The following is a 23,087-nucleotide window of genomic DNA, read 5'->3' as shown; positions in this document are numbered from 1 at the left end:
GGAGCTCCAAGAAAATCCCCAAATTCCCGGCCTCTTTACCGGGCATTAACCCTAACGGATCGATAACGGGGACAGATGGTATGAACAGCCGGAGCCTCGAACGCGGAAATGTCCTTCGCCCCCTTCAAACGCGTGATGGCCAAACATGTGCTGGCGTTAGCGCTCGCTGCGACGGCGCTTGCCGGCTGCACGAGCTACGCGCCCGCCCCGAAAAGTTTCCAGCAGGCAACTATGCAGCCGTACAGGCTGGATAGCGGCGACCGGCTGCGCGTCAGCGTCTTCGAGCAGCCCGGCCTCACCAATACCTATACGGTCGACCAGGCAGGTTACATCGCCTTCCCGCTGATCGGCCAGGTGGCCGCCCGCGGCCAGACGTTGCCGGCGCTGGAAGGCTCGATCGCTTCCCGCCTCAAGCAGGGTTACCTGCGCGATCCGGACGTCACCGCCGAGATCGACCGCTACCGTCCCGTCTTCGTCATGGGTGAAGTCGGCCGGCCAGGACAATATTCCTACGTGCCGGGGATGACCGCCCAGAACGCGATCGCGATCGCCGGCGGTTTCACCTCGCGAGGCAACCAGCGCGACGTCGACGTCACCCGCAAGATCAATGGCCAGGTGATCACCGGCCGCACCGTCATCTCTTCCACGGTGCTTGCCGGCGACACGATCTACGTCCGCGAGCGGCTGTTCTGACCGATCCATGGCGGAGAGCCCCCCCTTGCGGATACTCCACTGCTTCAGGTCGCCCGTCGGCGGGATTTTCCGCCATGTGCGCGATCTGGTCGAGGAGCACCGGGCAGCCGGCCACGAGGTCGGCATCCTGTGCGACAGCTCGACCGGTGGCGCGCATGAGGACCGCCTCTTCGACAGTATCAGGCCGCATCTTTCGCTCGGCCTCACCCGCATTCCGATGCGCCGCGCAATTGCGCCTTCCGATTTCGTGGCGATCTACAAGAGTTACAAACATATCAAGAGCTTGCAGCCGAACATTTTGCACGGGCACGGCGCCAAGGGTGGCGCCATTGCTCGGCTGATCGGCTCAGCCCTGCGGGTCAACAGGTATCGCGTAGCCCGCCTCTATTCGCCGCATGGCGGCAGCCTGCATTTCAGCCGGTCGAGCCTTTCCGGCCAGGCCGTCCTGCGGCTGGAACGCTTCCAGGAGCATTTCGGGGACGCGCTGGTGTTCGTCTGCGACTACGAACGGCGCACCTACGAGGCCAAGATCGGCAAGCCGCGAAAAGTCTCCCGAGTGATCTACAACGGTATCAAGGACGCCGAGTTCGAAACCATCGGCGCCGACCAGGGGGCACCGCATTTCCTCTATATCGGCATGCTGCGCGACCTCAAGGGTCCGGATGTGTTCATCGACGCCTTCGCCCGCACCGAAAGGGCGGTCGGTCATCCGCTTTCGGCGCTGATGGTCGGCGACGGCCCTGATCGCGACCGCTACGAGGCGATGATGGCCGAGCGCGGGCTTGGCCGGCGCATCCAGATGAAGCCGGCCATGCCGGCGCGCGACGCGTTCGCCATGGCGAAGATCGTCGTCGTGCCCTCCCGCGCCGAAGCGATGCCCTATATCGTGCTCGAGGCGCTGGCGGCCGGCAAGCCAGTGATCGCCTCCAGGGTCGGCGGCATCCCGGAAGTGCTCGGCGAGGCGAGTGCTGCCCTTGCCATCCCCGGCGATGCCGAGGATCTCGCCCGCGTCATGACCGAGGCGGTCACGACGCCCGGCTGGCAGGATGCGGTGATGCCGAAACCGGAGGCCTTCAAGGCGGTCTTTTCCGCCTCGGTCATGGCCCGCGAAATGCTCAGCCTGTATCAAGATCTGACAGGTTCGAGACCGGATCCTGGGCGCGGCTAAAGGCTTCCTTCACCTCTTTTTGGTATGCGTTTCCCATTGCTTCCAGCGTCACCGGGGCTTCCAGCGCCGCCGGACCCGGAAGGCCAAAGGGATCGGTCCATGAACCAGCCGAACAAGTCCGAGCAGTTCGATGTCGAAAGCCTTCGCAAGAAGGTTTCGGAACTCCGCGCGGCCGACGAAAAGCATGATCCGGTGAACGCCACGGTGCTCAATCCGTTTGCGCGCCAGATCGCAGAGCAGTTCCGCAACGACAGCTATTCGCCAACGATGCTGATCGGCCAGTTCCGGTTGTTCGAGCTCCTCGCCATGCTCGGGATCGGCCTTGGCGTCGGAGCACTTTTCGCACCGATCGATCTCACCGGCTTTTTCGCCCGCTTCGCCCTCGTCGCCTGGGGCTCGACGCTCACGGTCCTGCTTCTGCAGGTGGCCGATACCTATCAGATCCCCTCGCTACGTGGCGCTTCGCGCACCGCCAAACGCGTTTTCGTCTGCTGGACGATCGGTTTTCTGCTGACGGCGTCCACCCTTTACCTTGTCGAACGCGAGCCCTATCCGCTTGCCGGCTTTATCGCCTGGTTCGTCACCAGCGCCGCTTTCCTCTTCCTCGAACGGCAGCTCACGGCCTTTGCCATCCGTCACTGGGGGCGTAACGGCGTGATGGAGCGTCGCGCCATCATCGTCGGCGGCGGCGAACCGGCCAAGCAGCTCGTCCGCCAACTCGAACAGCAGCCCGACAACGACATCCGCATCTGCGGCATTTTCGACGACCGCAACAGCGAACGCTCGCCGACCGTCGTCGCCGGCTATCCGAAGCTCGGCACCTTTGCGGAACTCATCGAATTCGCCCGCCTCGCACGCATCGACATGCTGATCATCGCGCTGCCGGCCACCGCCGAGGCCCGCATCCTGCAGCTGCTTCGCAAGCTCTGGGTGCTGCCGGTTGATATCCGCCTTGCCGCCCACGCCAATCGCCTGCGTTTCCGCCCCCGCTCCTATTCGCACGTCGGCGCGGTGCCGATGTTCGACATTTTCGACAAGCCGATCCGCGACTGGGACTCGGTCGCCAAGCGCGTCTTCGACATCGTCTTTTCAGTTGTCGGCCTCCTCCTTACTTGGCCGATCATGCTGGCTGCGGCAATCGCCGTGAAGGCGACCTCGAAGGGGCCGATCCTGTTTCGCCAGAAGCGCCACGGCTTCAACAACGAGATCATCGACGTCCTGAAGTTCCGTTCGATGTACACCGACCTCAGCGACCAGACGGCAGTCAAGGCCGTCACCAAGGGCGACCCGCGCGTCACCTCGGTCGGTCGCTTCCTGCGCAAATCCTCGATCGACGAACTGCCGCAGCTGTTCAACGTGCTGCGCGGCCAGCTTTCGCTCGTCGGTCCGCGCCCGCATGCGGTGCTCGCCCAGACGGGTACGCGCAAATATGTCGATGTGGTCGAGAGCTATTTCGCCCGCCATCGAGTCAAGCCGGGCGTCACCGGCTGGGCGCAGATCAACGGCTTGCGCGGCGAACTCGACAGCGACGAGAAGATCCGTGCCCGCACGGCCTACGATCTCGACTATATCGAGAACTGGTCGCTGCTCTTCGACCTCAAGATCCTGTTCCTGACGCCGATCCGGCTGCTCAACACGGACAACGCCTATTGAGCACGCTCGACTATAACCGCGCAGGCGGCCACCCGGTGGGTTTCGACAGCCGGCTGGCGGCCGTAAAGCTGGCCGGTTCCGGCCTGATCGCTTTTGGCGTCTTCCTTTCCGGCTTCGTCATTTCCGAGCCTGCGCCTTACGAACTGATCATGGTAATCCAGATCGGCATCTGGTTCCTGCTCGGCCTGAAGATATCGCGTACCGTCGCACCGCTTCTGGTGATGATGCTGACGTTCAACATGAGCGGCATGTTCTCCATGTTCGTCATGAAGGACATGAGCGAGGCGCCGATGTATTTCGCCGTCTCCACCTTCCTGGCGCTGAGTTCGGTCTTCTATGCGGCGATCATCGAGAACGACCACCGGCGCCTGAACCTGATCTTCAAGGCTTGGGTGATCGCCGCGATCATCACCTCGCTGCTCGGCGTTCTCGGCTATTTCAACGCCTTTCCGGGCTCGCATGTCTTCACCCGCTATAATCGCGCCATGGGAGCCTTCCAGGACCCGAATGTCTTCGGCCCCTATCTCGTCGCCCCCCTCCTCTACCTCCTCTACCGGTTGCTGACCGGACCGCTGATAAAGGCGCCGCTGCTGATCGCCGGCATCCTCATCCTGGCGCTCGGCATCTTCCTCTCCTTCTCGCGCGCAGCTTGGGGCCTTCTCATATTTGCCGGCATCGCTCTGGTGATCGTCATGCTCCTCAAGGAGCGCACCACCGCCTTCCGGTTCAAGATCCTGGCGATCGCCGGGGGTGCTGCGATCTTCCTTGTCCTGGCTCTGGCGATCGCGCTGCAGTTCCCGCAGGTCTCCGACCTGTTCACGAACCGCGCCAAGCTGGTGCAGGACTATGACGGCGCCCGGCTCGGCCGTTTCGAGCGTCACAAGATCGGCTTCCTCATGGCCATGGAACGGCCGCTCGGGCTGGGCCCGATGGCCTTCGGCAAGATCTTCGGCGAGGACGAGCACAATATCTGGCTGAAGACGTTGACGACCTACGGCTGGCTCGGCGCGATCACCTATCAGATCATGATCTGGTCGACGCTGTGGTTCGGCTTCCGCTATATGCTGCGCGAACGCCCGTGGCAGGCCTATCTGATGATCGCCTGGGTGATGATATTGGGCCACGCGATCATCGGCAACGTCATCGACACCGACCACTGGCGGCATTTCTACCTCCTGCTCGGCATCGTCTGGGGCTGCGTGGCGCTGGAACATCGTTTCATCCGATCGCAGCGACGAGCCCGCTCTCCGGCCGACAACGCCGCTTGACTTCGGCGCCCAGCGCTCCAGATTTCCTATCATGCTGACGGCTTCTCAACTCCGCGCCGCACGCGCGATGACAGGAATGACGGTGGAGGAACTCGCCGCCGCATCCGGGCTTTCCAAATCCGCGATCGAAGAAGCCGAGGCCTCCCAGGTCTTCGCAAATGCCGGTGTCACCGATCGGCTCCGTTCGATCTTCGAGTCAAAGGGCGTGCTTTTCCTTGGCGCGGGCGAGGACGATGCGGGCGCCGGGCCGGGGCTCAGGCTGCGCCAGCAGTTTCACGACGAGGGAATTCGTCCCCAGAACCTCAACGCCGCAAACGACGACTGAAATCGCTGCAGCGCGGGAACTCTTTGAGATCTCACGCGTTTCTCCGCCGCCAGACAACGTGCAGGGGGTACGCATGACACGCACCAACAATCTTTATCTCATTATCGGCGCCTTGCTTGTCGCCGTCGTCGGCCTCGGTTTTTACGTCTATCGCGAAGAAACCAAGCCCAGAGGCGTCGAGCTCAGCATCGGCCAGAATGGTATTAAAGTCCAAGAAAAGTGAGGGTTCATTAGAGGATACATTATTAACGATAGAAGCTCAGAGTTGTCCGGAACAAAATTTTCCATGCGAGTTTAGGTTCGAACAAGCAAGAAAAGGGGATACTTATGTCGACGCATATGAACCTCGAGGATATCGACAGTAAAGGCTTGAAGAAAGTCTGGAGCGTTGCCGAGTTCGCAAAGCGCTATCGTATCGATCACGAGGAAGAAACCCGCCTTCTGAAACTTCTCGGACCCTTTGCGTCCCAGCAGGAACTCTTGATGAATGCAAGCCGGGCGCCGCGTTTTCGCTAATCATTAGATAGATACCGCAGCTAATCTTTCAGCCCGCCTTCTTGCCGAAGTTTCCAGCATGCGTAACTTCGTTCTATATTTAAAATTATCTTCCGCAGCCCCTCTGCAATCCCCTTATATTTTTGTCTTCCAGGAACCAATTGCCGCCCGAGCGGTTAACCGCGGCTGCAGCCTCGGTGAAGCCCGTGCCGCTGCCCGCGACGAAGGCTTTCGCGATTGCCCAGGTCGCCCGCGTGACCAGCCGCAACATCACCCTCAAGGGGTTCACGCGCAACGGCCCGGATCGCGTCACCTTCGCCAACCGCCGCGGCTGCCCGGAAATCTGAACTGTTGCCCAGGCCGATCGCTCCGTTGACCTCGAAAGCCGCGCCCGAGTTCGGACGCGGCTTTTATGTTCACCGACGCGTTCTTATGCCGACCATCCTCTTTTTCTTCCGATCAGGGGATTTTGAGCTTGCGCCGGCAAAGCGGAGCGACTAGGGAAAACATGCTCATTGAGCAGGTCGGGGCGTAGCGCAGCCCGGTAGCGCACTTGACTGGGGGTCAAGGGGTCGTCGGTTCAAATCCGGCCGCCCCGACCAATTAAATCCCCTTGAAATCTCAGTCAGATCAAAAACCTTTTCGCAGAACCGGGACTTCCCCACGTAATTTACCCGCCCCACCGGATTGGCAGAGCGGGCTGAAGTTTTCATCCGGTTCAACGGATATCAGTAGGGCGAATAGCACTGCTGGCGCGGGCCGTAATAGGGCTGGAACGTGTTGTCGTAGGCCCTGTAGGACCGGTAGCGGGCGTAGCACCAGTTGACGTGCGAATTGCCGCCGACATATCGCCGGGGCGCGTAGTAGCGCGGTGCGTATCTCGGTGCATAGCGCGGCTGGGCCAGCGCGCCGCCGATGATCGCGCCAAGGGCAAGCCCTCCGATGATCGCACCGACATCGGGGCCACGGCGATGGCGGCGGTAATAGCGGTCGCCATCGTAGCGGTCGCGATAGTAGCGACGCCCTCCCCAGCTGTCACGATCGCGCCAGTACTGCACCTGCTGGACATCCTGAGACGCCTCGATCCTCGGGGCGCCGATCGACGGAAACGCCTGGGCGGGAGCGACGCCGCTGAAAGCCGTAATCAGGGCCAGAACGGCGACGGCGAGCTTTTTTTTCATAATTCACCTCCTCTGATTTTCCTTTATGAAGAAATGATCCTCCATTTCTCCTGAACCAGAGGTGAATGGTAAATTTTGCTTAACTTTGCCGCGAGTTGAATTAGCGAACCTGATCCAAGAGGCGCTTGCATTCCAGAAGGTCGAACAGTGCCTCCTGCAACAGGGCGCGGTCCTCCTTGCCGATGCTGGACTTGCCGATCGACACCTCCATGTCGTCCTCGTTGGAGCCACCGAAGCCGAAAAAGCGGCCGCTCGGCTTCACCTTGGGGCGACCGACGATCTGATCCTCTTCGGCCGTGCTGATCTTCGGGTCGACCTGCTTTTCGCTGTTTGCCGCCATGATCGCTTCCATCGTGGCGAGATCGCCGGACGCGATCGCCGAGACGAACTTGTTGCCGTTCATCTTCAGAAGCTTCTGCACGCCTTTTATGGTGTAACCGTGATCGTAGAGCAGGTGGCGGATGCCCTTCAGGAGATCGACGTCCTCGGGACGATAATAACGCCGCCCGCCGCCGCGTTTCATCGGCCGGATCTGCGGGAAACGCGTTTCCCAGAAGCGCAGCACATGCTGCGGCAGGTCGAGGTCGTCAGCGACCTCGCTGATCGTACGAAAGGCGTCCGGGCTCTTCTCCAAAGGTCATACTCCAAACGGCAGGCTGCCCATGCCCCAAGGGCAGACTCATAGCCTCCAATTCACGCGCGGATTATGCGCCGAATCGGACATATCTCAACGGCTTAAGCCGGGAGATTCAAGCATGTTCACAGGATTGCGGAAAGGTCGCGGAGGTTCAGGCGACAGGGCTTGCCGGCTTCAGTTTCGCCTTGCGCGCCGTGTGCGCCTTGAGGATACGGCTCTTCAGTACATTGGAGGCCTTGAACGTCATCACCCGACGCGGAGAAATCGGCACTTCCTCGCCGGTCTTCGGATTGCGGCCGATCCGCTCGTTCTTGGAACGCACCTGGAAGGTCGCGAAGGAGGAAAGCTTGACCACCTCGCCCCGCACGATCGCGTTACAGATTTCGTCTATGACCGTCTCGACGAGCTCGGCCGATTCTGTCCGCGAAAGTCCGACCTTGCGGAAAACCGATTCCGCCAGATCCGCGCGTGTTACTGTCTTGCCGGCCATGATCCCCGCCCAATTTTCGAAATTGATCTTATCAAAGCCGATAGAGAGTATTTTGCTTGAGCGCGAGGGTCAAGCACCTGTGCTCAATCGCTTATTTACGTTTCGGCCAATCATTGTCGCCCTACCAGCGGACCAGCAATGCGCCCCACGTAAAACCGCCGCCCATGGCTTCGAGCATCACCAGATCGCCCTTCTTGATGCGCCCGTCTGAGGCGGCAACCGAAAGTGCCAAAGGAATCGATGCAGCCGAGGTATTACCATGCAGATCGACCGTCACGACGACCTTTTCCAAAGGAATGCCGAGTTTCTTCGCCGACCCGTCGATGATGCGGCGGTTGGCCTGGTGCGGCACCAGCCAGTCGAGATCGTCTGCCGTCGTGCCGGTCGCGGCGAACGCGCTGTCGATCACGTCCGTAATCATGCCGACCGCATGTTTGAAGACCTCGCGGCCCTCCATGCGCAGATGCCCGACCGTGCCTGTGCTGGACGGGCCACCATCGACGTAGAGCTTGTCCTTGTGCGAGCCGTCGGAGCGCAGATGGGCGGTGAGCACGCCGCGGTCGGCGATCGTCCCCTCGCCTTCCGCCGCTTCCAGCACCAGCGCGCCGGCGCCGTCGCCGAAAAGGACGCAGGTGGTGCGGTCCTTCCAGTCGAGAATGCGGGAAAAGGTCTCGGCGCCGATCACCAGCACACGCTTCGCCATGCCGCCGCGGATATGCAGATCGGCGGTCGCCATCGCATAAACGAAGCCGGTGCAGACCGCCTGCAGGTCGAAGGCGTAGCCGTGGGTCATGCCCAGCCGGTTCTGGATGTTGACGGCGGTTGCCGGAAAGGTGTTGTCGGGCGTCGAGGTGGCGACCAGCACGAGATCGATGTCATCTGGCGTCAATCCGGCATTGTCGAGCGCCGCACGCGCCGCCTGCTCGCCGAGAGAGGCGGTAGTCTCGCCCTCGCCGGCGAGATAACGCTGACGAATGCCCGTGCGCTGCACGATCCATTCATCGGAGGTCTCGACGATGTCTTCCAACTCGCGATTGGTCACTACCCGCTTCGGGAGCGCTGCCCCGTAACCGCGAACCACTGAACGGATCATTCTTAACTCACATCCTGTCGTCATGCCGCTTCGGGGCCAGCCGGGGGCTGGCGACGGGCATGGTAAATTGCAAGATCCTGTCGGATCTTCGCGTTGAGATCGTTGCGTGCCATGTCATAGCCGACATCAATCGCGGCAGCAAAACCGTCGGCATTGGCACTGCCGTGGCTCTTGATGACGATGCCGTTCAAGCCCAGGAACACGCCGCCATTGACCTTGTTCGGATCCATCTTCTCGCGCAGCCTATCGAAGGCGGGCTTGGCGAGAAGGTAGCCGATCCTGGCCAGCAGCGTGCGCGACATCGATTCGCGCAGAAGCGTGGCGATCTGCCGGGCCGTGCCCTCCGCCGCCTTCAGCGCGATATTGCCGGTAAAACCTTCGGTCACCACCACATCGACGGTGCCCTTGCCGATGTCGTCACCTTCGACGAAACCGTGATAGGCGATCGTCGGCAGATTGGCCTCGCGGATCAGCCGCCCGGCCTCCTTGACCTCTTCCTGGCCCTTCACCTCTTCGACGCCGACGTTCAGAAGCCCGACGGTCGGCCGGTCCACTTCGAAGAGGGAGCGTGCCATGGCCCCGCCCATGATCGCAAAATCGAAAAGTTGCTGAGCGTCGGCACCGATCGTCGCGCCGATATCGAGCACGATGCTCTCGCCCTTGAGGGTCGGCCAGATGCCGGCGATCGCCGGGCGTTCGATATTGGCCATGGTGCGCAGACAGAACTTCGCCATCGCCATCAGGGCGCCGGTATTGCCGGCGGAGACCACGACCTCCGCCTCGCCGAGTTTCACCGCCTCGATCGACCGCCACATGGTCGAGACATAACGGCCGCGCCGGAGGGCCGCACTCGGCTTCTCCTCCATGCTGACGGCAAGTTCGCATTCGTGGAAGACGGATTTATCCCGCAGCTTTGGATATTTCGCCAAGACCGGTTCGCACTGGACCTTCAGGCCATAGATGAGGAAGGTCACATCCGGGTGGCGTTCCAGTGCCTTGGCAGCACCGGCAATGACGACCTCGGGACCAAAATCGCCGCCCATGGCATCGATAGAAATTCTGATCACGCGTCCCTGATCCTTATCTTCGCCGAACGCACGCCCCGACCGGGGACCATGCGCCAGTTCTCACGTCTCCAACGGCCCTTCGCTCCTCATGCGGGGCCGTGTCGGCGAATTCGTGGCCAAAATATAGTTTTTGCTGTCGCTTACAACCCGTCCTCAATCCTTTTTCCAGTCCTTAAGGACGGCAAAGGGATTGGGGCGTCCGGACTTTTCATCCGGATCACCTTCCAGGTGATCGGCGAACTCGACGCCGGGTTCGCGGGGATAGGGATCGATCGCAAGTGCTGCGAATTCGGCCACCACTTCGCCGACATCGATCGTGTCGCCGACAAACATTTCCGGAAGATCGGGACCATCGGGATCGATCACCATCTCCGCCGTATCGCTGGTGACGACCCGCGCGAGCTTCGACCCTTCAGGCACGAAGATCTGCTCGAATGGCTCGTCTATCTTCGACGCCACCGGCTCGAGCGTGACGACCGAGGACTGGACGATATCGGCCTGGACGCGTCCCTTCAGACGCACCCCGTCCTTCTTCCAGCGGGCGATCTGCAGTTCGGCCTTCAGCGAACCGACCGAAACGACCTGCCACAGCTTTGCGAGACCCACCAGCTCGCGCGCATCCGCTTCGAGCTTCACGGTCACCGCATTGGCGGAAATATTCCCGACTTTGACGGGATAGGAAAAGGGGGGCTTTTCGCCTGAGCCACTGTCGTTCTTCATCAAACCTCACTCTTCTCGCGGCAGCAGGCCCGGCAGGGGCAAAACCGCGTGCCCGCGGGAAATCTCATCCTCGGAAATGCCGGCGAGCGCCGCCTCCGCAACGATCATCCAGTCCGCCAGCCCTCGCATCCCAGGCGCCTCCTCCGTCTTGGGATAGATATTCCGCATGAGGGCCGCGGCAAGCGCCTCGCCGTCCTTGCCTTCGAGAGCGGCGGCATAGGTCTCCACCCGGCCATAGAACATCCCGGCCAGCTTTTTCATGCGCTTCGGCACGCTCTGGTCGCCGATGCCGAGTTCGCGGATGGAGTGGTCGATATCCTGGAAAAAAGCGTCGACGATCTCCTGTGCCAGCTCCTGCCCGCTCGAATCGGACTTCGCGGTGCGCCTGAAGAACAGGATCATCACGATCGAGAGCATCTCGAAACGGCCCATGACCGTGTCCGGTACGTCCAGATCGCTATAGAAGAATGGAACACGCGCCATCGACGTCAAGGTCGAGTATTGGCGGTCAACAATCGCGTGGTTTTGGTTTTTCTTCTTGAAAAGGCCGAAGATCATCTGAATTCCCGTTATTTGCCTCCAGGAATGGGCCAGCCTGTCGCCGGCCATGTTGCATGGAAACGAAAGCTGGTTTACCGAAGCATGCACGAATTGCAATGCCGTTCCGCCGGATCAGCGAACGGGGTGGGATCTTCGCGGCCTTAACATCCGGGTCGGGATCGGTCTTATGTCCCTGAATAGCCACAATGGTAGGGTCAGCAGGGGCAGGTTGAGTTTGGGGGATGCCGTTGAACAAGCGGGTTTTCGGATACGAGATGACATTCTTGAGTAAAACCGCGATGGCGATGGTCGTCGCATCCATCACCGTCTCGGGTTGCACGTCCATGCATATCGGCGACACCATGTATAACGGCTACGTGGTCGACCAGAAATCGCTGGAACTCATTCCGGTCGGGTCGAGCCGCGAGCAGGTGCTGCTGACGATGGGCACGCCCTCGACGACGGCCACCTTCGATACCGAGGTGTTCTATTACATCTCGCAGAAACGTGAGCGCGCCGCGGCCTTCATGAAGCCGAAGATCGTCGACCAGACGGTGCTCGCCATCTATTTCGACAAGGACGGCGTCGTCGCCCGTCGCGCCAACTATGCGATGCAGGACGGCAAGGTGTTCGACACGATTTCGCGCACGACGCCGACCGGCGGCCGCGACCTCACCTTCCTGCAGCAGCTGCTTTCCGGCGGTTCCAGCGCTGGTGGAGCGGCAGCTCGCAGCATCCTGTCCGGCTTCGGCAAGTAAGCACCGGAAAACGGATACAAAAATCCAAAAAGCCCGCGAGGATCACTCCTCGCGGGCTTTTTGTCTGGCTTGGTTCAGAGATCAGCCAGCAAGCACCGCCAACAGCAGAAGCGCCACGATATTGGTGATCTTGATCGCCGGGTTGACGGCCGGGCCCGCCGTATCCTTGTAGGGATCACCGACCGTATCGCCGGTAACGGATGCCTTGTGGGCTTCCGAACCCTTCATGTGGCGGGTGCCGTCCTTGTCGACGAAACCATCCTCGAAGCTCTTCTTGGCATTGTCCCAGGCGCCGCCGCCCGAGGTCATGGAGATCGCCACGAACAGGCCGTTGACGATGACGCCGAGCAGCGATGCGCCAAGGGCAGCAAAGGCAGAAGCCTTGTCACCGCCGGAGATCAGCAGAACGCCGAAATAGACGACGATCGGGGCCAGAACCGGCAGCAGCGACGGAATGATCATCTCGCGGATCGCAGCCCGGGTCAGGATGTCGACGGCGCGGCCATAGTCCGGCTTTTCAGTCCCCGCCATGATGCCCGGCTTTTCGCGGAACTGCTTGCGTACTTCCTCGACGATCGAGCCCGCAGCGCGGCCGACGGCGGTCATCGCGATGCCGCCGAACAGGTATGGGATCATGCCGCCGAAGATTAGGCCGGCAACGACGTAAGGGTTGGAGAGGCTGAAGGAGATTTCGCCGATGCCCTGGAAGTATGGATACTGGGCGGGGTTGGCGGCGAAATATTGCAGGTCGTTGGAATAGGCGGCAAACAGAACCAGAGCGCCAAGGCCCGCAGAACCGATCGCGTAACCCTTGGTGACGGCCTTGGTCGTGTTACCGACCGCATCGAGCGCATCCGTTGACTTGCGCACTTCCGGCGGCAGGTGCGCCATTTCGGCGATGCCGCCGGCATTGTCGGTGACCGGACCGAAAGCGTCGAGCGCCACGATCATGCCGGCAAGGCCAAGCATGGTGGTGACGGCGATGCCGGTGCCGAACAGACCGGCGAACTGGTAGGTGGCGATGATGCCGCCGACGATGACGATCGCCGGAAGGGCGGTCGATTCGAGCGAGACCGCAAGGCCCTGGATGACGTTGGTGCCGTGACCGGTCACCGAGGCCTGGGCGATCGAGTTCACCGGGCGCTTGTTGGTGCCGGTGTAATATTCGGTGATGACGACGATCAGCGCGGTCACTACGAGACCGAGCAGACCGCAGATGAAGAGGTTCGTACCGGTGATCGGCTTGCCGGCGACGGTGCCGATCGTGCCCCAGCCGATGGTGATCGAAGTGGCGATGGCGAGACCGACGATCGACAGCAGACCGGTGACGATGAGGCCCTTGTAGAGAGCGCCCATGATCGAGCCGTTGGAGCCGAGCTTGACGAAAAAGGTGCCGATGATCGAGGTGATGATGCAGGCGCCGCAGATCGCCAGCGGGTAGACCATGACGGTTGCGAGGATCGGCGCGCCGGCGAAGAAGATCGCCGCAAGCACCATGGTGGCGACGACGGAGACCGCATAGGTTTCGAACAGGTCGGCGGCCATGCCGGCGCAGTCGCCGACGTTGTCGCCGACGTTATCGGCAATCGTCGCCGGATTGCGTGGATCGTCTTCCGGAATGCCGGCTTCCACCTTGCCGACGAGATCGCCGCCGACGTCGGCGCCCTTGGTGAAGATGCCGCCGCCGAGACGGGCGAAGATCGAGATCAGCGAAGCGCCGAAGCCGAGCGAGACGAGCGCGTCGATGACTTCACGCGAGCCGGTCGGATGGCCGAGGCCGGCTGTCAGAATCCAATAATAAATCGAGACGCCGAGGAGAGCGAGGCCTGCCACCAGCATGCCGGTGATGGCGCCGGATTTGAAAGCGATGTCGAGACCGGCCGCAAGGCTTTGGGAAGAAGCCTGGGCGGTGCGCACGTTGGCGCGGACCGAAACGTGCATGCCGATGAAGCCGGCGGCACCCGAAAGCACGGCGCCGATGACGAAGCCGACCGCAGCGGTGCCGGACAACAGAACCCAGGCAAGGATCGTCACAACGACGCCGACAATGGCAATGGTCATGTATTGACGCATCAGATAGGCCTGCGCGCCCTCACGGATATATCCGGCGATCTCCTGCATGCGGATACTGCCCTGATCGGCAGCCAACACGGAACGCGTCGCCCAGACGGCATAAATGATCGATAGCAACCCGCACACGATCACACCCAGAATTACAGTCATTCGCTTTTCCTCTCCCTTAGCGCCGGATGGTCCATACCCTCCGGCCGTGCACCCCTGCAGCGGCGCACATCCACGGGATGAGCAAAGTCCGCCGCAATACTCCATAGTGCGCATTCCCGCGCAGCCGACCGCTCCCCTCCCAAGGAATCCGGGATCGCCTGCGCGGACGGGAGATTGCGGTGGAGATGAATTGGCGTCAAGCCCCGAAGGGGCAAGACTCTAGGCGGATTTCACGGAAGAGCGTTTGAACATCAGCGCCAGCACCAGACCGAGGCAGACGATCGTGACCGGCCAGATGATCAGATTCATGAACGACCAGCCGTAGGCAGTGAACACCTTGCCCGAGGAGAAGGAGGACAACGCGACGGTGGTGAACAGGATGATATCGTGAAAACCCTGTACCTTGTCGGCCTCATGCGGGCGGTAGCTGGAGGCAACGATCGCGGTCGAGCCAATGAAGGCGAAATTCCAGCCGATGCCGAGCAGCACCAGCGCGCCCCAGAAGTTCCAGAGCTCGATGCCCATATGGGCGATCACGGCGCACCCCATCAGGATCACCAGCCCGGCGGCGACGATCTTTTCGACGCCGAAGCGGGAAATCAGCATGCCGGTGAAAAAGCTCGGCGCGAACATGGCGAGCACATGCCATTGGATGCCGAGGGTGGCCATTTCCGACGGGAAACCGCAGCCGATCACCATGGCAAGCGGCGCGCCGGTCATCATGAAGGTCATCAGCGCATAGGAGGAGATGCCGCAGATCATGCCGGTCAGGAACCGCTGGGTGACGACGATCTCGCCGAGCGGGCGTGCAGGCACCGAAGCAGTCTGGCCGCCGCTCAACTGCGGCAATTTCAGCGGCGACAGCATCACCAGGGCGATCAGATAGAGCGGAATGACGGCCACGAAGGCGCCGGCGAACAGCACCGGTGACAGCAGGTCCTTGGTCCAGATCGCAAGCTGTGGTCCGAGAACCGCCGAGACGATGCCGGCCGCGAGAATCCAGGAGATCGCCTTCGGCTTGTAGAAGGAAGGCGAGGCATCGGCTGCGGCAAAGCGGATCTTCTGACTGAAGCCGTTGCAAAGGCCGATCAGAAGCAGACCGGTCGCAAAGAGCCAGAAGTTGGCATGGAAGAGCGCGATCGCCGCAGTCGCGGCACCAAGCGCTCCGAGGACCGAGCCCAGCATGAAGCTCGTCTTGCGGCCGAGGAACCGCGATGCGATGGCAACCGCGATGGCGCCCGCCGCCATGCCGATGTTGAAGCCGGTCAGCGGCGCGGTCGCCAGCGACTTGTCGTCGCCGAGCAACTGGTACCCGACGAGACCGCCAAGCGCGAAAACCAGAGGTGGGGCCGAACCGAGGACTGCCTGAGCCCCGGCCAGCAAGGCGACACTGCGCCGGGCGGTGCTCATCTGTGCCTGAAGACCGTTCACCGCACCGTCCATGCTTGTCCCATCCCGAGTTGTTTTTGGCTTATTATTTCTTGGTTTCGCCGCGCACCTGCTTGGCGATACGGTCGAGGACAGCGTTGACGATGCGCGGTTCTTCCTCGCCGAAGAAGGCGTGAGCGATCTCGACATATTCGGTAACGATGACGGCCACCGGCACGTCCTTGCGCTCGAGGATCTCGAACGTACCCGCACGCAGGATGGCGCGCAGCGTCGAATCAAGACGCGACAGCGGCCAGTCTTCCTGCAGCGAGGCGCGGATCAGCGGATCGATCTTCACCTGGTCGCGCACGACGCCAGCAACGATCGAGCGGAACCAGGAGGCGTCGGCCTTCAGATAGGTGTCGCCGTCGAGTTCCTGGCCGAGGCGGTGCGCCTCATATTCGGCCACGACCTCCAGCACGCCGGTCCCGCCGACATCCATCTGGTAGAGCGCCTGCACGGCCGCCAGGCGAGCGGCGCCACGCTGGTTTGCCGGCTTGACCGGGTGTTCGCCTTCCTTGGCCATCAATCAACCACCGTTCAGCTTGTCACGCAGCGCGATCATGGTCAGCGCTGCACTGGCGGCAAAGCCGCCCTTGTCCTTGTCCGAACGGCGGGCACGTGCCCATGCCTGTTCGTCGTTCTCGCAGGTGAGGATGCCGTTGCCGATCGCCAGCGATTCCGACACGGCGAGGTCCATCAGTGCACGGGAGGATTCGTTCGAGACGATGTCGAAATGGTAGGTCTCGCCGCGGATGACCATGCCGAGCGCGACGAAACCGTCGTAATCGGTGCCACCTTCTTCCGACGCATCGAGCGCCATGGCGATTGCCGGCGGGATTTCGAGCGCACCCGGAACGGTGACCACGTCATAGGTCGCCCCGGCCGCCTTCAGCGCATGGGTCGCGCCATCGAGCAGCGCATCGGACATATCGTCGTAGAAACGCGCCTCGACGACGAGGAGGTGTGGAGCGGTTTCGCGTGACATGATTCACCTTTGTTCAAATCGGCCCAGCATGAGATCGATATCGCCTTCAAAGCGGGCCGATATTCATATGGGTCTCGGGCAGGTGGCGGTCAAAACACGCTCTGAGGGGAATGGCAAGCAATTTTCGCTGAGCGCAGCGATGCGAATCGGGAATACCTGAGCGAGGCGCGATAAAGATCAGTGCCATCCCGCACCATGGAGCCCGCCATGACCACCATCCCGACCCTCGAAACCGAACGGCTGATCCTGCGTCCTCATCGACTGGAGGAGTTCGAGACCTATGCGGAATTCTGGGCCGAGCCGGACGTGGTCCGCTATATTTCCGGCATCCCCTCGTCCCGCGAAACCAGCTGGAGCCGTATGCTGCGCGTCAACGGCATGTGGCATCTGATGGGTTTCGGGTTCCTGGCGATCGAAGAGAAGGCAACCGGGCGTTTTCTCGGCGAAGCTGGTTTCCAGGACATGCGCCGCGAGTTTCAGCCCTCGATCGAGGGGACGCTCGAGACCGGCTGGGCACTCATCCCTTCCGTCCACGGCCGCGGTTACGCGACCGAGGCGGTGGGCGCGATGATCTCCTGGGGCGAGGCCCATTTTTCCGATCGCCGGATGACCTGCATCATCAACCCCGAAAACGGCGCGTCGCTGAAGGTCGCCGCGAAACTTGGCTTCCGCGAGTTCGCCTGCGCCGACTACCATGGCCCGATCGTGGTGCTGGCGCGCGAAAACTGATCGCCGAGGCGCCGTCAGCTTTTCGCCGGGAATTCCGCGAGCCGTGCTGCGTAACGCGCCATCGTGTCGACTTCGAAGTTGACGAAGTCGCCCGCCTTGCGATCACCCCAGGTGGTGACGACGAGCGTGTGGCGGATCAGCAGAACGTCGAAATCGGTGCCCTCGACGGCGTTGACGGTCAGCGATGTGCCGTCCAGCGCGACCGAGCCTTTCGGCGCAACGAACCGGGCAAGCGCTTCGGGTGCCCGAAGACGGATGCGGACCGCCTCACCTTCATGTTCGATGCCAAGAATTTCCGCCTTGCCGTCCACATGGCCGGAGACGATATGGCCGCCGAGTTCGTCGCCGATCTTTAAAGCACGCTCAAGATTGACGCGCGTGCCCTCGGTCCATGCTGCGATCGTCGTCAGCCGCAGCGCCTCTTCCCAGGCCTCGACCTCGAACCAGCGCTCGTTGCTGCCTTCGTCAGGCAGGTTTGTTACCGTGAGGCAGACGCCGCCATGGGAAATCGAGGCGCCCATGTCGATGGTTTTCGGGTCGTAATTGGTGGCGATCCTGAGCTTGACGCCTTCATCCATGGGCGTCGTTGCCGCGACCGTGCCGACATCGGTGACAATTCCGGTGAACATCAGAAACCTCTTTCGTATTCGAAACAGCGATCCGGCCCGAAGCTTTCCTCGCGCACGAGCTTAAATCCTGCCGGCATATCGGATGGCGTCAGCGGCGATTCAAGCCCGCCTTCGCCGACAATGCCGGTGCCCTGGAACAGGATGACGCGGTCGATGAGGCTTGCTTCGAGGAAAGCTCTTGCGACGGTTGCGCCGCCTTCGACCAAAAGCGAGGAGATGCCGCGAACTGCAAGGATCGCCAGGAGGATATCGAGTTCGGTGCTGTCCATGATCTCGACGCCAGCCTCGATCAGTTTCTCGCGCTTGTCTCCCGGGATACCCCCCTCTGCCCTGCCGGGCATCTCCCCCTCAAGGGGGGAGATCGATGGAGCACCCGCTCGCTCCGCCTCGGACGTAGGTGCGGCAGAGGATGCGGCTGAAGATGAACCGGGAGCTTGCGCCTTGCCGATCTCCCCCCTTGATGGGGAGATGCCCGGCAGGGCAGAGGGGGGGGCTGCCCCATCCTCAACCTGCAAGGCTGAACCCGGCGCTGCCACCACGATCACCGGCACATTCCTCGCCGTCTGCACCAGCTTGGACGTCAGCGGCAGTTCCAGCCGCCGGTCCAGCACGATACGGGTCGGGGAGCGCTTCTCCAGCCCGGGAATGCGTACCGTCAACTCCGGATCATCGGACAGAACGGTGCCAATACCGACAAGGATCGCATCCGCCTCAGCCCGCAGCCTGTGTACGTCAGCCCGCGCATCGGGTCCGGTGATCGACACTTCCTCGCCGCGGCGGCCGAGCATGCCGTCGGCGGAAACGGCAAGCTTCAGAGTCACATGCGGGCGGCCCTTCGTCTGGCGGGTGAGGTAGGCGGCGAGTGCCCGGCGTCCCTCTTCCTCCATCAGGCCGGTCTCTACGATAATCCCGGCATCGCGCAAAATGGCGATCCCGCGGCCGGAGACGCGCGGATCGGGATCGGTCAGCGAGATGACGACGCGAGCGACGCCCGCCTCGACAAGCGCGTTGGCGCAAGGTGGGGTGCGGCCATAATGCGAGCAGGGTTCGAGCGTGACATAGACGGTCGTTCCCCTCGCCTTCTCTCCGGCAATATCGAGCGCCTGGGTTTCCGCATGCGGCCGCCCGCCCGGTGCGGTGACGGCGGAGCCGACCACCTCGCCGTCCTTGACGATCACGCAGCCGACCGAAGGATTGGTGCCTGTCTGGCCGGTATGAAGCCGCGACAGGCGCAGCGCCGACGCCATGAACCACCGGTCTTCGGCAGCGCTCGTCATGATTACGGCTCGATGCCGGGATCGCGGGCGATCTTGGCGTTGATCTCCTGGATCACCTTTTCGAAATCCTCCGCATGCGAGAAATCGCGATAGACGGAGGCGTAGCGCACGAAGGCGACGTCATCGAGGCTTTTTAATGCCTCCAGCACCTGCAGGCCGATCTCTTCCGACGAAATCTCGTTCTCGCCCGAGCTCTCGAGCCGGCGGACGATGCCGGAAACCGCCCGCTCGATACGGTCATTGTCGACCGGGCGCTTGCGCAGAGCGATCTGGAACGACCGTACCAGCTTGTTGCGGTCGAACGGCACCTTGCGGCCGGTCTTCTTGGTGACCATCAGTTCGCGAAGCTGCACGCGCTCAAACGTCGTGAAGCGACCGCCGCAATCCGGGCAGATACGCCGCCTGCGGATGGAGGTGTAATCCTCCGCCGGACGACTATCCTTGACCTGCGTGTCTTCCGAACCGCAATAGGGGCAGCGCATCGCCTCTCCTTAGGCTTGCAAGAGGGACCGCGAGATGCGGTCCCCGTTGGTACCGATTGGGATCACATGTAGGGATACATGGGGAAGCGGCCGGTGAGCGCCACGACCTTGTCGCGCACGGCGGCTTCGACGCCGGCATTGCCTTCGTCGGAATTGGCGACCTTCAGGCCGTCGAGAACCTCGATGATGAGATTGCCGATCTCCTTGAATTCCGCTTCCTTGAAACCGCGCGTCGTGCCGGCAGGCGTCCCGAGACGGATACCGGAGGTGACGAAGGGCTTTTCCGGGTCGAAGGGGATGCCGTTCTTGTTGGTGGTGATGTAGCCACGGCCGAGGGCCGCCTCGGCGCGCTTGCCGGTGGCGTTCTTCTTGCGCAGGTCGACCAGCATCAGGTGGTTATCGGTGCCGCCGGAGACGATGTCGAGGCCGCCGGCCATCAGCGTTTCGGAGAGTGCCTTGGCGTTCCTGACGATCTGGGCGGCATAGTCCTTGAAGTCTGGCTGCAGCGCTTCGCCGAAGGCAACCGCCTTGGCGGCGATGATGTGCATCAGCGGACCGCCCTGGAGACCCGGGAAGACCGCAGAATTGAACTTCTTGGCCAGTTCCTCGTCATTTGTCAGGATGACGCCGCCGCGCGGACCGCGGAGCGACTTGTGCGTGGTCGTGGTGGCGACATGGCAGTGCGGGAACGGCGACGGATGCTGGCCGCCGGCAACCAGACCGGCGATATGGGCCATGTCGACCATCAGATAGGCGCCGACCGAATCGGCGATCTCGCGGAAACGCTTCCAGTCCCAGATGCGGGAATAGGCGGTGCCGCCGGCGATGATCAGCTTCGGCTTGGTTTCCTCGGCCTTGCGGGCGACTTCGTCCATGTCGAGCAGGTTGTCGCCTTCGCGCACGCCGTAGGAGACGACGTTGAACCACTTGCCGGACATGTTGACCGGCGAACCGTGCGTCAGGTGCCCGCCCGAGTTGAGGTCGAGGCCCATGAAGGTATCGCCGGGCTGCAGCAGCGCCAGGAACACGGCCTGGTTCATCTGCGAACCGGAATTCGGCTGGACGTTGACGAAATTGACGCCGAACAACTTTTTGGCGCGCTCGATGGCGAGTTCCTCGGCGATGTCGACGAACTGGCAACCGCCGTAATAACGCTTGCCCGGGTAACCTTCCGCATACTTGTTGGTCATGATCGAACCCTGCGCCTCAAGCACGGCGCGGGAAACGATGTTCTCCGAAGCGATCAGCTCGATTTCGTGGCGCTGGCGACCCAGTTCCTTCTCGATCGCGCCAAAGATTTCCGGATCGGATTCTGCGAGCGGGCGGGAGAAGAAGACGTCGGTGTTCGACATGTGCGAGGCTCCTCAAAGGGGTGGGCATTGCAATGTCGCGTCTTAGCCTTACGCCTTGCACAGAGCAATACGGGGAACGACATTTGCTCGCCGGAAGACGCGGAGATGCTCTTAGAAAACGAAAAAGCCGCACCCTTGGCGGATGCGGCTTCTCATGGACGGAAAAAGAAGCCGATCTTATTGCGGCAGCAGATCGTCGTCGGCAGCACCGGCCGGCTTTTCGATGCCGGTGGTCGTCTGCAGCGCCAGTTCCTGGTTGCCGTCACGCTCGTAGATATCGTCGCGGAACTGCACGACGCGGTCCTTCGCAGACCAGGCGGTGATGTAGACGATATAGACCGGCACTTCCACGGCAAGCTTGATCGGATTGTTCTGGCGCGTCGAGATCACCCGCTCGATCTCCTGGCGCGACCAGCCGGTGGTGTCGCGCAGCAACCAGGTGATGAGGTCGCGGACGTTCTGAACACGCATGCAGCCGGAGGACTCAAAGCGCATCAGCTTGTTGAACAGGCCCTGCTGGGGCGTGTCGTGCATGTATTCGTTGTTCGGGTTGTGGAAGTTGATCTTCGTCGAGGCCATGGCGTTGATCTTGCCGGGGTCCTGCCGGAACATCAGGTTCGGCGCCTTCGGCGCGAACCAATCGACCGTTTCCGGCGCTACTTCGTTACCCTTGCCATCGATCAGGCGGATGTTGTTGCGGGTGAGATAGGTCGGATCCTTGCGCATCAGCGGCACGATGTCCTTCTCGACGATCGAGCGCGGCGCAGTCCAATAGGGGTTGAGGATGACCTCGTAGATCTTCGAGTTGATGGCGTGTGTCGGACGGTCGATGCGCCCGACGACAGCATTGGTTCGCAGCGCTACGCGGTCGTTTTCCACCGCTTCGATGTAGGCGGCCGGAATATTGACCATGACGTAGCGGGAGCCGAGATCGCCGGACATGGACTGCAGGCGCACCAGGTTGGTCCCCAGCTGGCGCATGCGCACGTCGGCCGATATGTTCATCGCCTTGACGGTAAACTCGCCCATCACGCCATCGGCGGGCAGTCCGTGGCGGGCCTGAAAACGCTTCACAGCGCCGTCGACATAGCTGTCGAACGACGAAGACATACCCGCCTCGCGCGGCAGGTCGCCAGATATCATCAAACGCTGGCGCAACTGCTGCACGGAAGGATCGACGACGCCAAGACGCAGGCGCTGCTGGCCGGGATTGACCTCGGGCCAGCCGCCGTTTGCAACGATCTGCTGGTAGTCTACGATCGCCTGCTGGATGTTCGCCGGTCCGCCGGCGCCGAGCACCGGATTGTTGGAGACGACATTGACGGCGGTTCTGGATGCGGCCTTGGCGTCGAACTGGTCGTCCCAGGTGCCGCGGCGAGGCGCATTGATCAGATCATCCATCGCCGTCTGGGCGAATGCCGGCGCTGCAAGTGCGGCAACACCGGCAGAGACGGCCGTGCGAAGCAAGGCACGGCGGGAAAGAGCTTCAGATCCGATCTTCTTTGACATCATAGTACCCATCTGGTCCCGAGCAGCATCAAAGACGCCTACAGGGATATGGTTAAGAACGCGCAAAAAGTTAGCGCAGCCGCAAAGGGCTTCGTCGTCATCGCAATGTTATGAAAGCGCGAATTCCCGCCAGCCCGTTGCATCCAGCCGGTCCCATAGCAATATGGCCAATTCGTGTCAGGTACTTGCGCGTCACAAAGCCGTGTTGGCACGTGATTTTTTCAAGCGGCATATGCGCCACACCCTGCGAACGCAAGCGTTCCCGGAAGGGGCTGCGGGATCGTCGATCCGCGACCTGCCTCTTTTACGGAACCGGCCCGGCATTCTGGACATCAAGCCCTCGTTTGGAAACGTAAAAGCCGTAAGCCTGGGACAAGCGGAT

General features: G+C 61.8%; 27 protein-coding genes and 1 tRNA gene. 11 read left to right on the top strand and 17 right to left on the bottom strand.

The window, feature by feature from the left end; translation table 11 throughout:
• Window positions 1–108 precede the first annotated feature (108 nt).
• The 9 genes from RG540_RS05675 (at window position 109) to RG540_RS05635 (ending at window position 6,204) form a co-directional block, all read left to right on the top strand.
• A complete protein-coding gene (locus tag RG540_RS05675; RefSeq protein WP_038585577.1) occupies window positions 109–693 on the top strand; it encodes a polysaccharide biosynthesis/export family protein in 585 nt (194 codons plus the stop codon).
• A 7-nt stretch (window positions 694–700) separates the two neighbouring features.
• A complete protein-coding gene (locus RG540_RS05670; RefSeq protein WP_038585574.1) occupies window positions 701–1,861 on the top strand; it encodes a glycosyltransferase family 4 protein in 1,161 nt (386 codons plus the stop codon).
• A gap of 99 nt (window positions 1,862–1,960) precedes the next feature.
• Window positions 1,961–3,514, top strand: a complete 1,554-nt coding sequence (locus tag RG540_RS05665) for an undecaprenyl-phosphate glucose phosphotransferase (protein ID WP_038585571.1) — start codon at window positions 1,961–1,963, stop codon at window positions 3,512–3,514.
• Entirely contained in the window at window positions 3,511–4,782 is a 1,272-nt protein-coding gene (locus tag RG540_RS05660; protein WP_038585569.1) for an O-antigen ligase family protein, read from the top strand. The genes RG540_RS05665 and RG540_RS05660 overlap by 4 nt, the downstream gene beginning before the upstream one ends.
• A 31-nt stretch (window positions 4,783–4,813) precedes the next feature.
• The gene (locus tag RG540_RS05655) at window positions 4,814–5,107 is read left to right on the top strand and encodes a helix-turn-helix domain-containing protein (RefSeq protein WP_038585567.1); all 294 of its coding nucleotides are present in this window, start codon (window positions 4,814–4,816) and stop codon (window positions 5,105–5,107) included.
• 73 nt (window positions 5,108–5,180) lie between these two features.
• Window positions 5,181–5,330 carry a hypothetical protein gene (locus RG540_RS32825; RefSeq protein ID WP_038585564.1) on the top strand — a complete coding sequence of 50 codons (150 nt, stop codon included), beginning with the start codon at window positions 5,181–5,183 and terminating at the stop codon, window positions 5,328–5,330.
• Between the two features lie 104 nt (window positions 5,331–5,434).
• Entirely contained in the window at window positions 5,435–5,623 is a 189-nt protein-coding gene (locus RG540_RS05645) for a hypothetical protein (protein WP_038585561.1), read from the top strand.
• Between the two features lie 176 nt (window positions 5,624–5,799).
• Window positions 5,800–5,949: a hypothetical protein gene (locus RG540_RS32745; protein WP_162182790.1), complete on the top strand. Its 150-nt coding sequence runs from the start codon at window positions 5,800–5,802 to the stop codon at window positions 5,947–5,949.
• Window positions 5,950–6,127: 178 nt separating this feature from the next.
• Window positions 6,128–6,204, top strand: a tRNA-Pro gene (locus RG540_RS05635).
• A gap of 126 nt (window positions 6,205–6,330) precedes the next feature.
• On the opposite strand, the gene RG540_RS05630 is transcribed toward RG540_RS05635, so the two are convergent.
• The 8 genes from RG540_RS05630 to RG540_RS32740 form a co-directional block, all read right to left on the bottom strand.
• Entirely contained in the window at window positions 6,331–6,783 is a 453-nt protein-coding gene (locus RG540_RS05630) for a BA14K family protein (RefSeq protein ID WP_157884585.1), read from the bottom strand.
• Window positions 6,784–6,883: 100 nt separating this feature from the next.
• Window positions 6,884–7,417, bottom strand: coding sequence for a MerR family transcriptional regulator (locus RG540_RS05625; protein ID WP_038585553.1), 534 nt, complete (start codon window positions 7,415–7,417; stop codon window positions 6,884–6,886).
• Window positions 7,418–7,571: 154 nt separating this feature from the next.
• Entirely contained in the window at window positions 7,572–7,910 is a 339-nt protein-coding gene (locus RG540_RS05620) for an integration host factor subunit alpha (protein ID WP_007770264.1), read from the bottom strand.
• Window positions 7,911–8,031: 121 nt separating this feature from the next.
• Window positions 8,032–9,003, bottom strand: coding sequence for a beta-ketoacyl-ACP synthase III (locus RG540_RS05615; protein ID WP_038585550.1), 972 nt, complete (start codon window positions 9,001–9,003; stop codon window positions 8,032–8,034).
• Window positions 9,004–9,023: 20 nt separating this feature from the next.
• A complete protein-coding gene (gene plsX / locus RG540_RS05610; protein WP_038549014.1) occupies window positions 9,024–10,070 on the bottom strand; it encodes a phosphate acyltransferase PlsX in 1,047 nt (348 codons plus the stop codon).
• 153 nt (window positions 10,071–10,223) lie between these two features.
• The gene (locus RG540_RS05605) at window positions 10,224–10,790 is read right to left on the bottom strand and encodes a YceD family protein (RefSeq protein ID WP_038585548.1); all 567 of its coding nucleotides are present in this window, start codon (window positions 10,788–10,790) and stop codon (window positions 10,224–10,226) included.
• Window positions 10,791–10,796: 6 nt separating this feature from the next.
• On the bottom strand, window positions 10,797–11,348 hold the full coding sequence (locus tag RG540_RS05600; RefSeq protein WP_038585545.1) for a ubiquinol-cytochrome C chaperone family protein: 552 nt from the start codon (window positions 11,346–11,348) through the stop codon (window positions 10,797–10,799).
• Window positions 11,299–11,652, bottom strand: a complete 354-nt coding sequence (locus RG540_RS32740; RefSeq protein ID WP_162182789.1) for a hypothetical protein — start codon at window positions 11,650–11,652, stop codon at window positions 11,299–11,301. Before RG540_RS32740 ends, RG540_RS05600 begins: the two co-directional genes overlap by 50 nt.
• Between RG540_RS32740 and RG540_RS05595 the strand changes: the two genes are divergently transcribed.
• Window positions 11,573–12,088, top strand: coding sequence for an outer membrane protein assembly factor BamE (locus RG540_RS05595; protein WP_038541863.1), 516 nt, complete (start codon window positions 11,573–11,575; stop codon window positions 12,086–12,088). The two genes, RG540_RS32740 and RG540_RS05595, sit on opposite strands and share 80 nt — an antisense overlap.
• Window positions 12,089–12,169: 81 nt before the next feature.
• On the opposite strand, the gene RG540_RS05590 is transcribed toward RG540_RS05595, so the two are convergent.
• The 4 genes from RG540_RS05590 to ribH form a co-directional block, all read right to left on the bottom strand.
• Window positions 12,170–14,311, bottom strand: a complete 2,142-nt coding sequence (locus RG540_RS05590; RefSeq protein ID WP_038585543.1) for a sodium-translocating pyrophosphatase — start codon at window positions 14,309–14,311, stop codon at window positions 12,170–12,172.
• 219 nt (window positions 14,312–14,530) lie between these two features.
• Window positions 14,531–15,754 (bottom strand): MFS transporter, encoded by a 1,224-nt coding sequence (locus RG540_RS05585; RefSeq protein ID WP_038585541.1) that lies wholly within the window; start codon window positions 15,752–15,754, stop codon window positions 14,531–14,533.
• A 31-nt stretch (window positions 15,755–15,785) separates the two neighbouring features.
• Window positions 15,786–16,265, bottom strand: coding sequence for a transcription antitermination factor NusB (gene nusB, locus RG540_RS05580; RefSeq protein ID WP_038593118.1), 480 nt, complete (start codon window positions 16,263–16,265; stop codon window positions 15,786–15,788).
• A 3-nt stretch (window positions 16,266–16,268) separates the two neighbouring features.
• Window positions 16,269–16,727 (bottom strand): 6,7-dimethyl-8-ribityllumazine synthase, encoded by a 459-nt coding sequence (gene ribH, locus RG540_RS05575; protein ID WP_038585539.1) that lies wholly within the window; start codon window positions 16,725–16,727, stop codon window positions 16,269–16,271.
• 207 nt (window positions 16,728–16,934) lie between these two features.
• Between ribH and RG540_RS05570 the strand changes: the two genes are divergently transcribed.
• Window positions 16,935–17,456 carry a GNAT family N-acetyltransferase gene (locus RG540_RS05570; protein WP_038593116.1) on the top strand — a complete coding sequence of 174 codons (522 nt, stop codon included), beginning with the start codon at window positions 16,935–16,937 and terminating at the stop codon, window positions 17,454–17,456.
• Between the two features lie 14 nt (window positions 17,457–17,470).
• Here the strand turns inward: RG540_RS05570 and RG540_RS05565 are convergent, their stop codons facing one another.
• The 5 genes from RG540_RS05565 to RG540_RS05545 form a co-directional block, all read right to left on the bottom strand.
• Window positions 17,471–18,085 carry a riboflavin synthase gene (locus tag RG540_RS05565; RefSeq protein WP_038585537.1) on the bottom strand — a complete coding sequence of 205 codons (615 nt, stop codon included), beginning with the start codon at window positions 18,083–18,085 and terminating at the stop codon, window positions 17,471–17,473.
• Window positions 18,085–19,362 (bottom strand): bifunctional diaminohydroxyphosphoribosylaminopyrimidine deaminase/5-amino-6-(5-phosphoribosylamino)uracil reductase RibD, encoded by a 1,278-nt coding sequence (gene ribD, locus RG540_RS05560; RefSeq protein ID WP_038585535.1) that lies wholly within the window; start codon window positions 19,360–19,362, stop codon window positions 18,085–18,087. Before ribD ends, RG540_RS05565 begins: the two co-directional genes overlap by 1 nt.
• Window positions 19,363–19,364: 2 nt before the next feature.
• Entirely contained in the window at window positions 19,365–19,844 is a 480-nt protein-coding gene (gene nrdR, locus RG540_RS05555; RefSeq protein ID WP_007771094.1) for a transcriptional regulator NrdR, read from the bottom strand.
• 62 nt (window positions 19,845–19,906) lie between these two features.
• A complete protein-coding gene (gene glyA, locus RG540_RS05550) occupies window positions 19,907–21,196 on the bottom strand; it encodes a serine hydroxymethyltransferase (RefSeq protein ID WP_038585531.1) in 1,290 nt (429 codons plus the stop codon).
• A gap of 177 nt (window positions 21,197–21,373) precedes the next feature.
• Window positions 21,374–22,705, bottom strand: coding sequence for a L,D-transpeptidase family protein (locus RG540_RS05545; protein WP_038593113.1), 1,332 nt, complete (start codon window positions 22,703–22,705; stop codon window positions 21,374–21,376).
• Window positions 22,706–23,087 lie beyond the last annotated feature (382 nt).

Source organism: Neorhizobium galegae bv. orientalis str. HAMBI 540, from assembly GCF_000731315.1.
Lineage (GTDB): Bacteria > Pseudomonadota > Alphaproteobacteria > Rhizobiales > Rhizobiaceae > Neorhizobium > Neorhizobium galegae.
Note: the sequence above shows the minus strand (reverse complement) of the source record. Positions and strands in the feature narration are given on the sequence as shown.

What these genes read in the sequence shown, in the direction of transcription:
- RG540_RS05675 (WP_038585577.1), top strand. Translation starts at nt 109, where the DNA reads ATGTCCTTCGCCCCCTTCAAACGCGTGATGGCCAAACATGTGCTGGCG.
- RG540_RS05670 (WP_038585574.1), top strand. Translation starts at nt 701, where the DNA reads ATGGCGGAGAGCCCCCCCTTGCGGATACTCCACTGCTTCAGGTCGCCC.
- RG540_RS05665 (WP_038585571.1), top strand. Translation starts at nt 1,961, where the DNA reads ATGAACCAGCCGAACAAGTCCGAGCAGTTCGATGTCGAAAGCCTTCGC.
- RG540_RS05655 (WP_038585567.1), top strand. Translation starts at nt 4,814, where the DNA reads ATGCTGACGGCTTCTCAACTCCGCGCCGCACGCGCGATGACAGGAATG.
- RG540_RS32825 (WP_038585564.1), top strand. Translation starts at nt 5,181, where the DNA reads ATGACACGCACCAACAATCTTTATCTCATTATCGGCGCCTTGCTTGTC.
- RG540_RS05645 (WP_038585561.1), top strand. Translation starts at nt 5,435, where the DNA reads ATGTCGACGCATATGAACCTCGAGGATATCGACAGTAAAGGCTTGAAG.
- RG540_RS05630 (WP_157884585.1), bottom strand. Translation starts at nt 6,783, where the DNA reads ATGAAAAAAAAGCTCGCCGTCGCCGTTCTGGCCCTGATTACGGCTTTC.
- RG540_RS05620 (WP_007770264.1), bottom strand. Translation starts at nt 7,910, where the DNA reads ATGGCCGGCAAGACAGTAACACGCGCGGATCTGGCGGAATCGGTTTTC.
- RG540_RS05615 (WP_038585550.1), bottom strand. Translation starts at nt 9,003, where the DNA reads ATGATCCGTTCAGTGGTTCGCGGTTACGGGGCAGCGCTCCCGAAGCGG.
- RG540_RS05605 (WP_038585548.1), bottom strand. Translation starts at nt 10,790, where the DNA reads ATGAAGAACGACAGTGGCTCAGGCGAAAAGCCCCCCTTTTCCTATCCC.
- RG540_RS05600 (WP_038585545.1), bottom strand. Translation starts at nt 11,348, where the DNA reads ATGATCTTCGGCCTTTTCAAGAAGAAAAACCAAAACCACGCGATTGTT.
- RG540_RS05595 (WP_038541863.1), top strand. Translation starts at nt 11,573, where the DNA reads ATGCCGTTGAACAAGCGGGTTTTCGGATACGAGATGACATTCTTGAGT.
- RG540_RS32740 (WP_162182789.1), bottom strand. Translation starts at nt 11,652, where the DNA reads ATGGATGCGACGACCATCGCCATCGCGGTTTTACTCAAGAATGTCATC.
- RG540_RS05590 (WP_038585543.1), bottom strand. Translation starts at nt 14,311, where the DNA reads ATGACTGTAATTCTGGGTGTGATCGTGTGCGGGTTGCTATCGATCATT.
- RG540_RS05585 (WP_038585541.1), bottom strand. Translation starts at nt 15,754, where the DNA reads ATGGACGGTGCGGTGAACGGTCTTCAGGCACAGATGAGCACCGCCCGG.
- nusB (WP_038593118.1), bottom strand. Translation starts at nt 16,265, where the DNA reads ATGGCCAAGGAAGGCGAACACCCGGTCAAGCCGGCAAACCAGCGTGGC.
- ribH (WP_038585539.1), bottom strand. Translation starts at nt 16,727, where the DNA reads ATGTCACGCGAAACCGCTCCACACCTCCTCGTCGTCGAGGCGCGTTTC.
- RG540_RS05570 (WP_038593116.1), top strand. Translation starts at nt 16,935, where the DNA reads ATGACCACCATCCCGACCCTCGAAACCGAACGGCTGATCCTGCGTCCT.
- RG540_RS05565 (WP_038585537.1), bottom strand. Translation starts at nt 18,085, where the DNA reads ATGTTCACCGGAATTGTCACCGATGTCGGCACGGTCGCGGCAACGACG.
- ribD (WP_038585535.1), bottom strand. Translation starts at nt 19,362, where the DNA reads ATGACGAGCGCTGCCGAAGACCGGTGGTTCATGGCGTCGGCGCTGCGC.
- nrdR (WP_007771094.1), bottom strand. Translation starts at nt 19,844, where the DNA reads ATGCGCTGCCCCTATTGCGGTTCGGAAGACACGCAGGTCAAGGATAGT.
- glyA (WP_038585531.1), bottom strand. Translation starts at nt 21,196, where the DNA reads ATGTCGAACACCGACGTCTTCTTCTCCCGCCCGCTCGCAGAATCCGAT.
- RG540_RS05545 (WP_038593113.1), bottom strand. Translation starts at nt 22,705, where the DNA reads ATGTCAAAGAAGATCGGATCTGAAGCTCTTTCCCGCCGTGCCTTGCTT.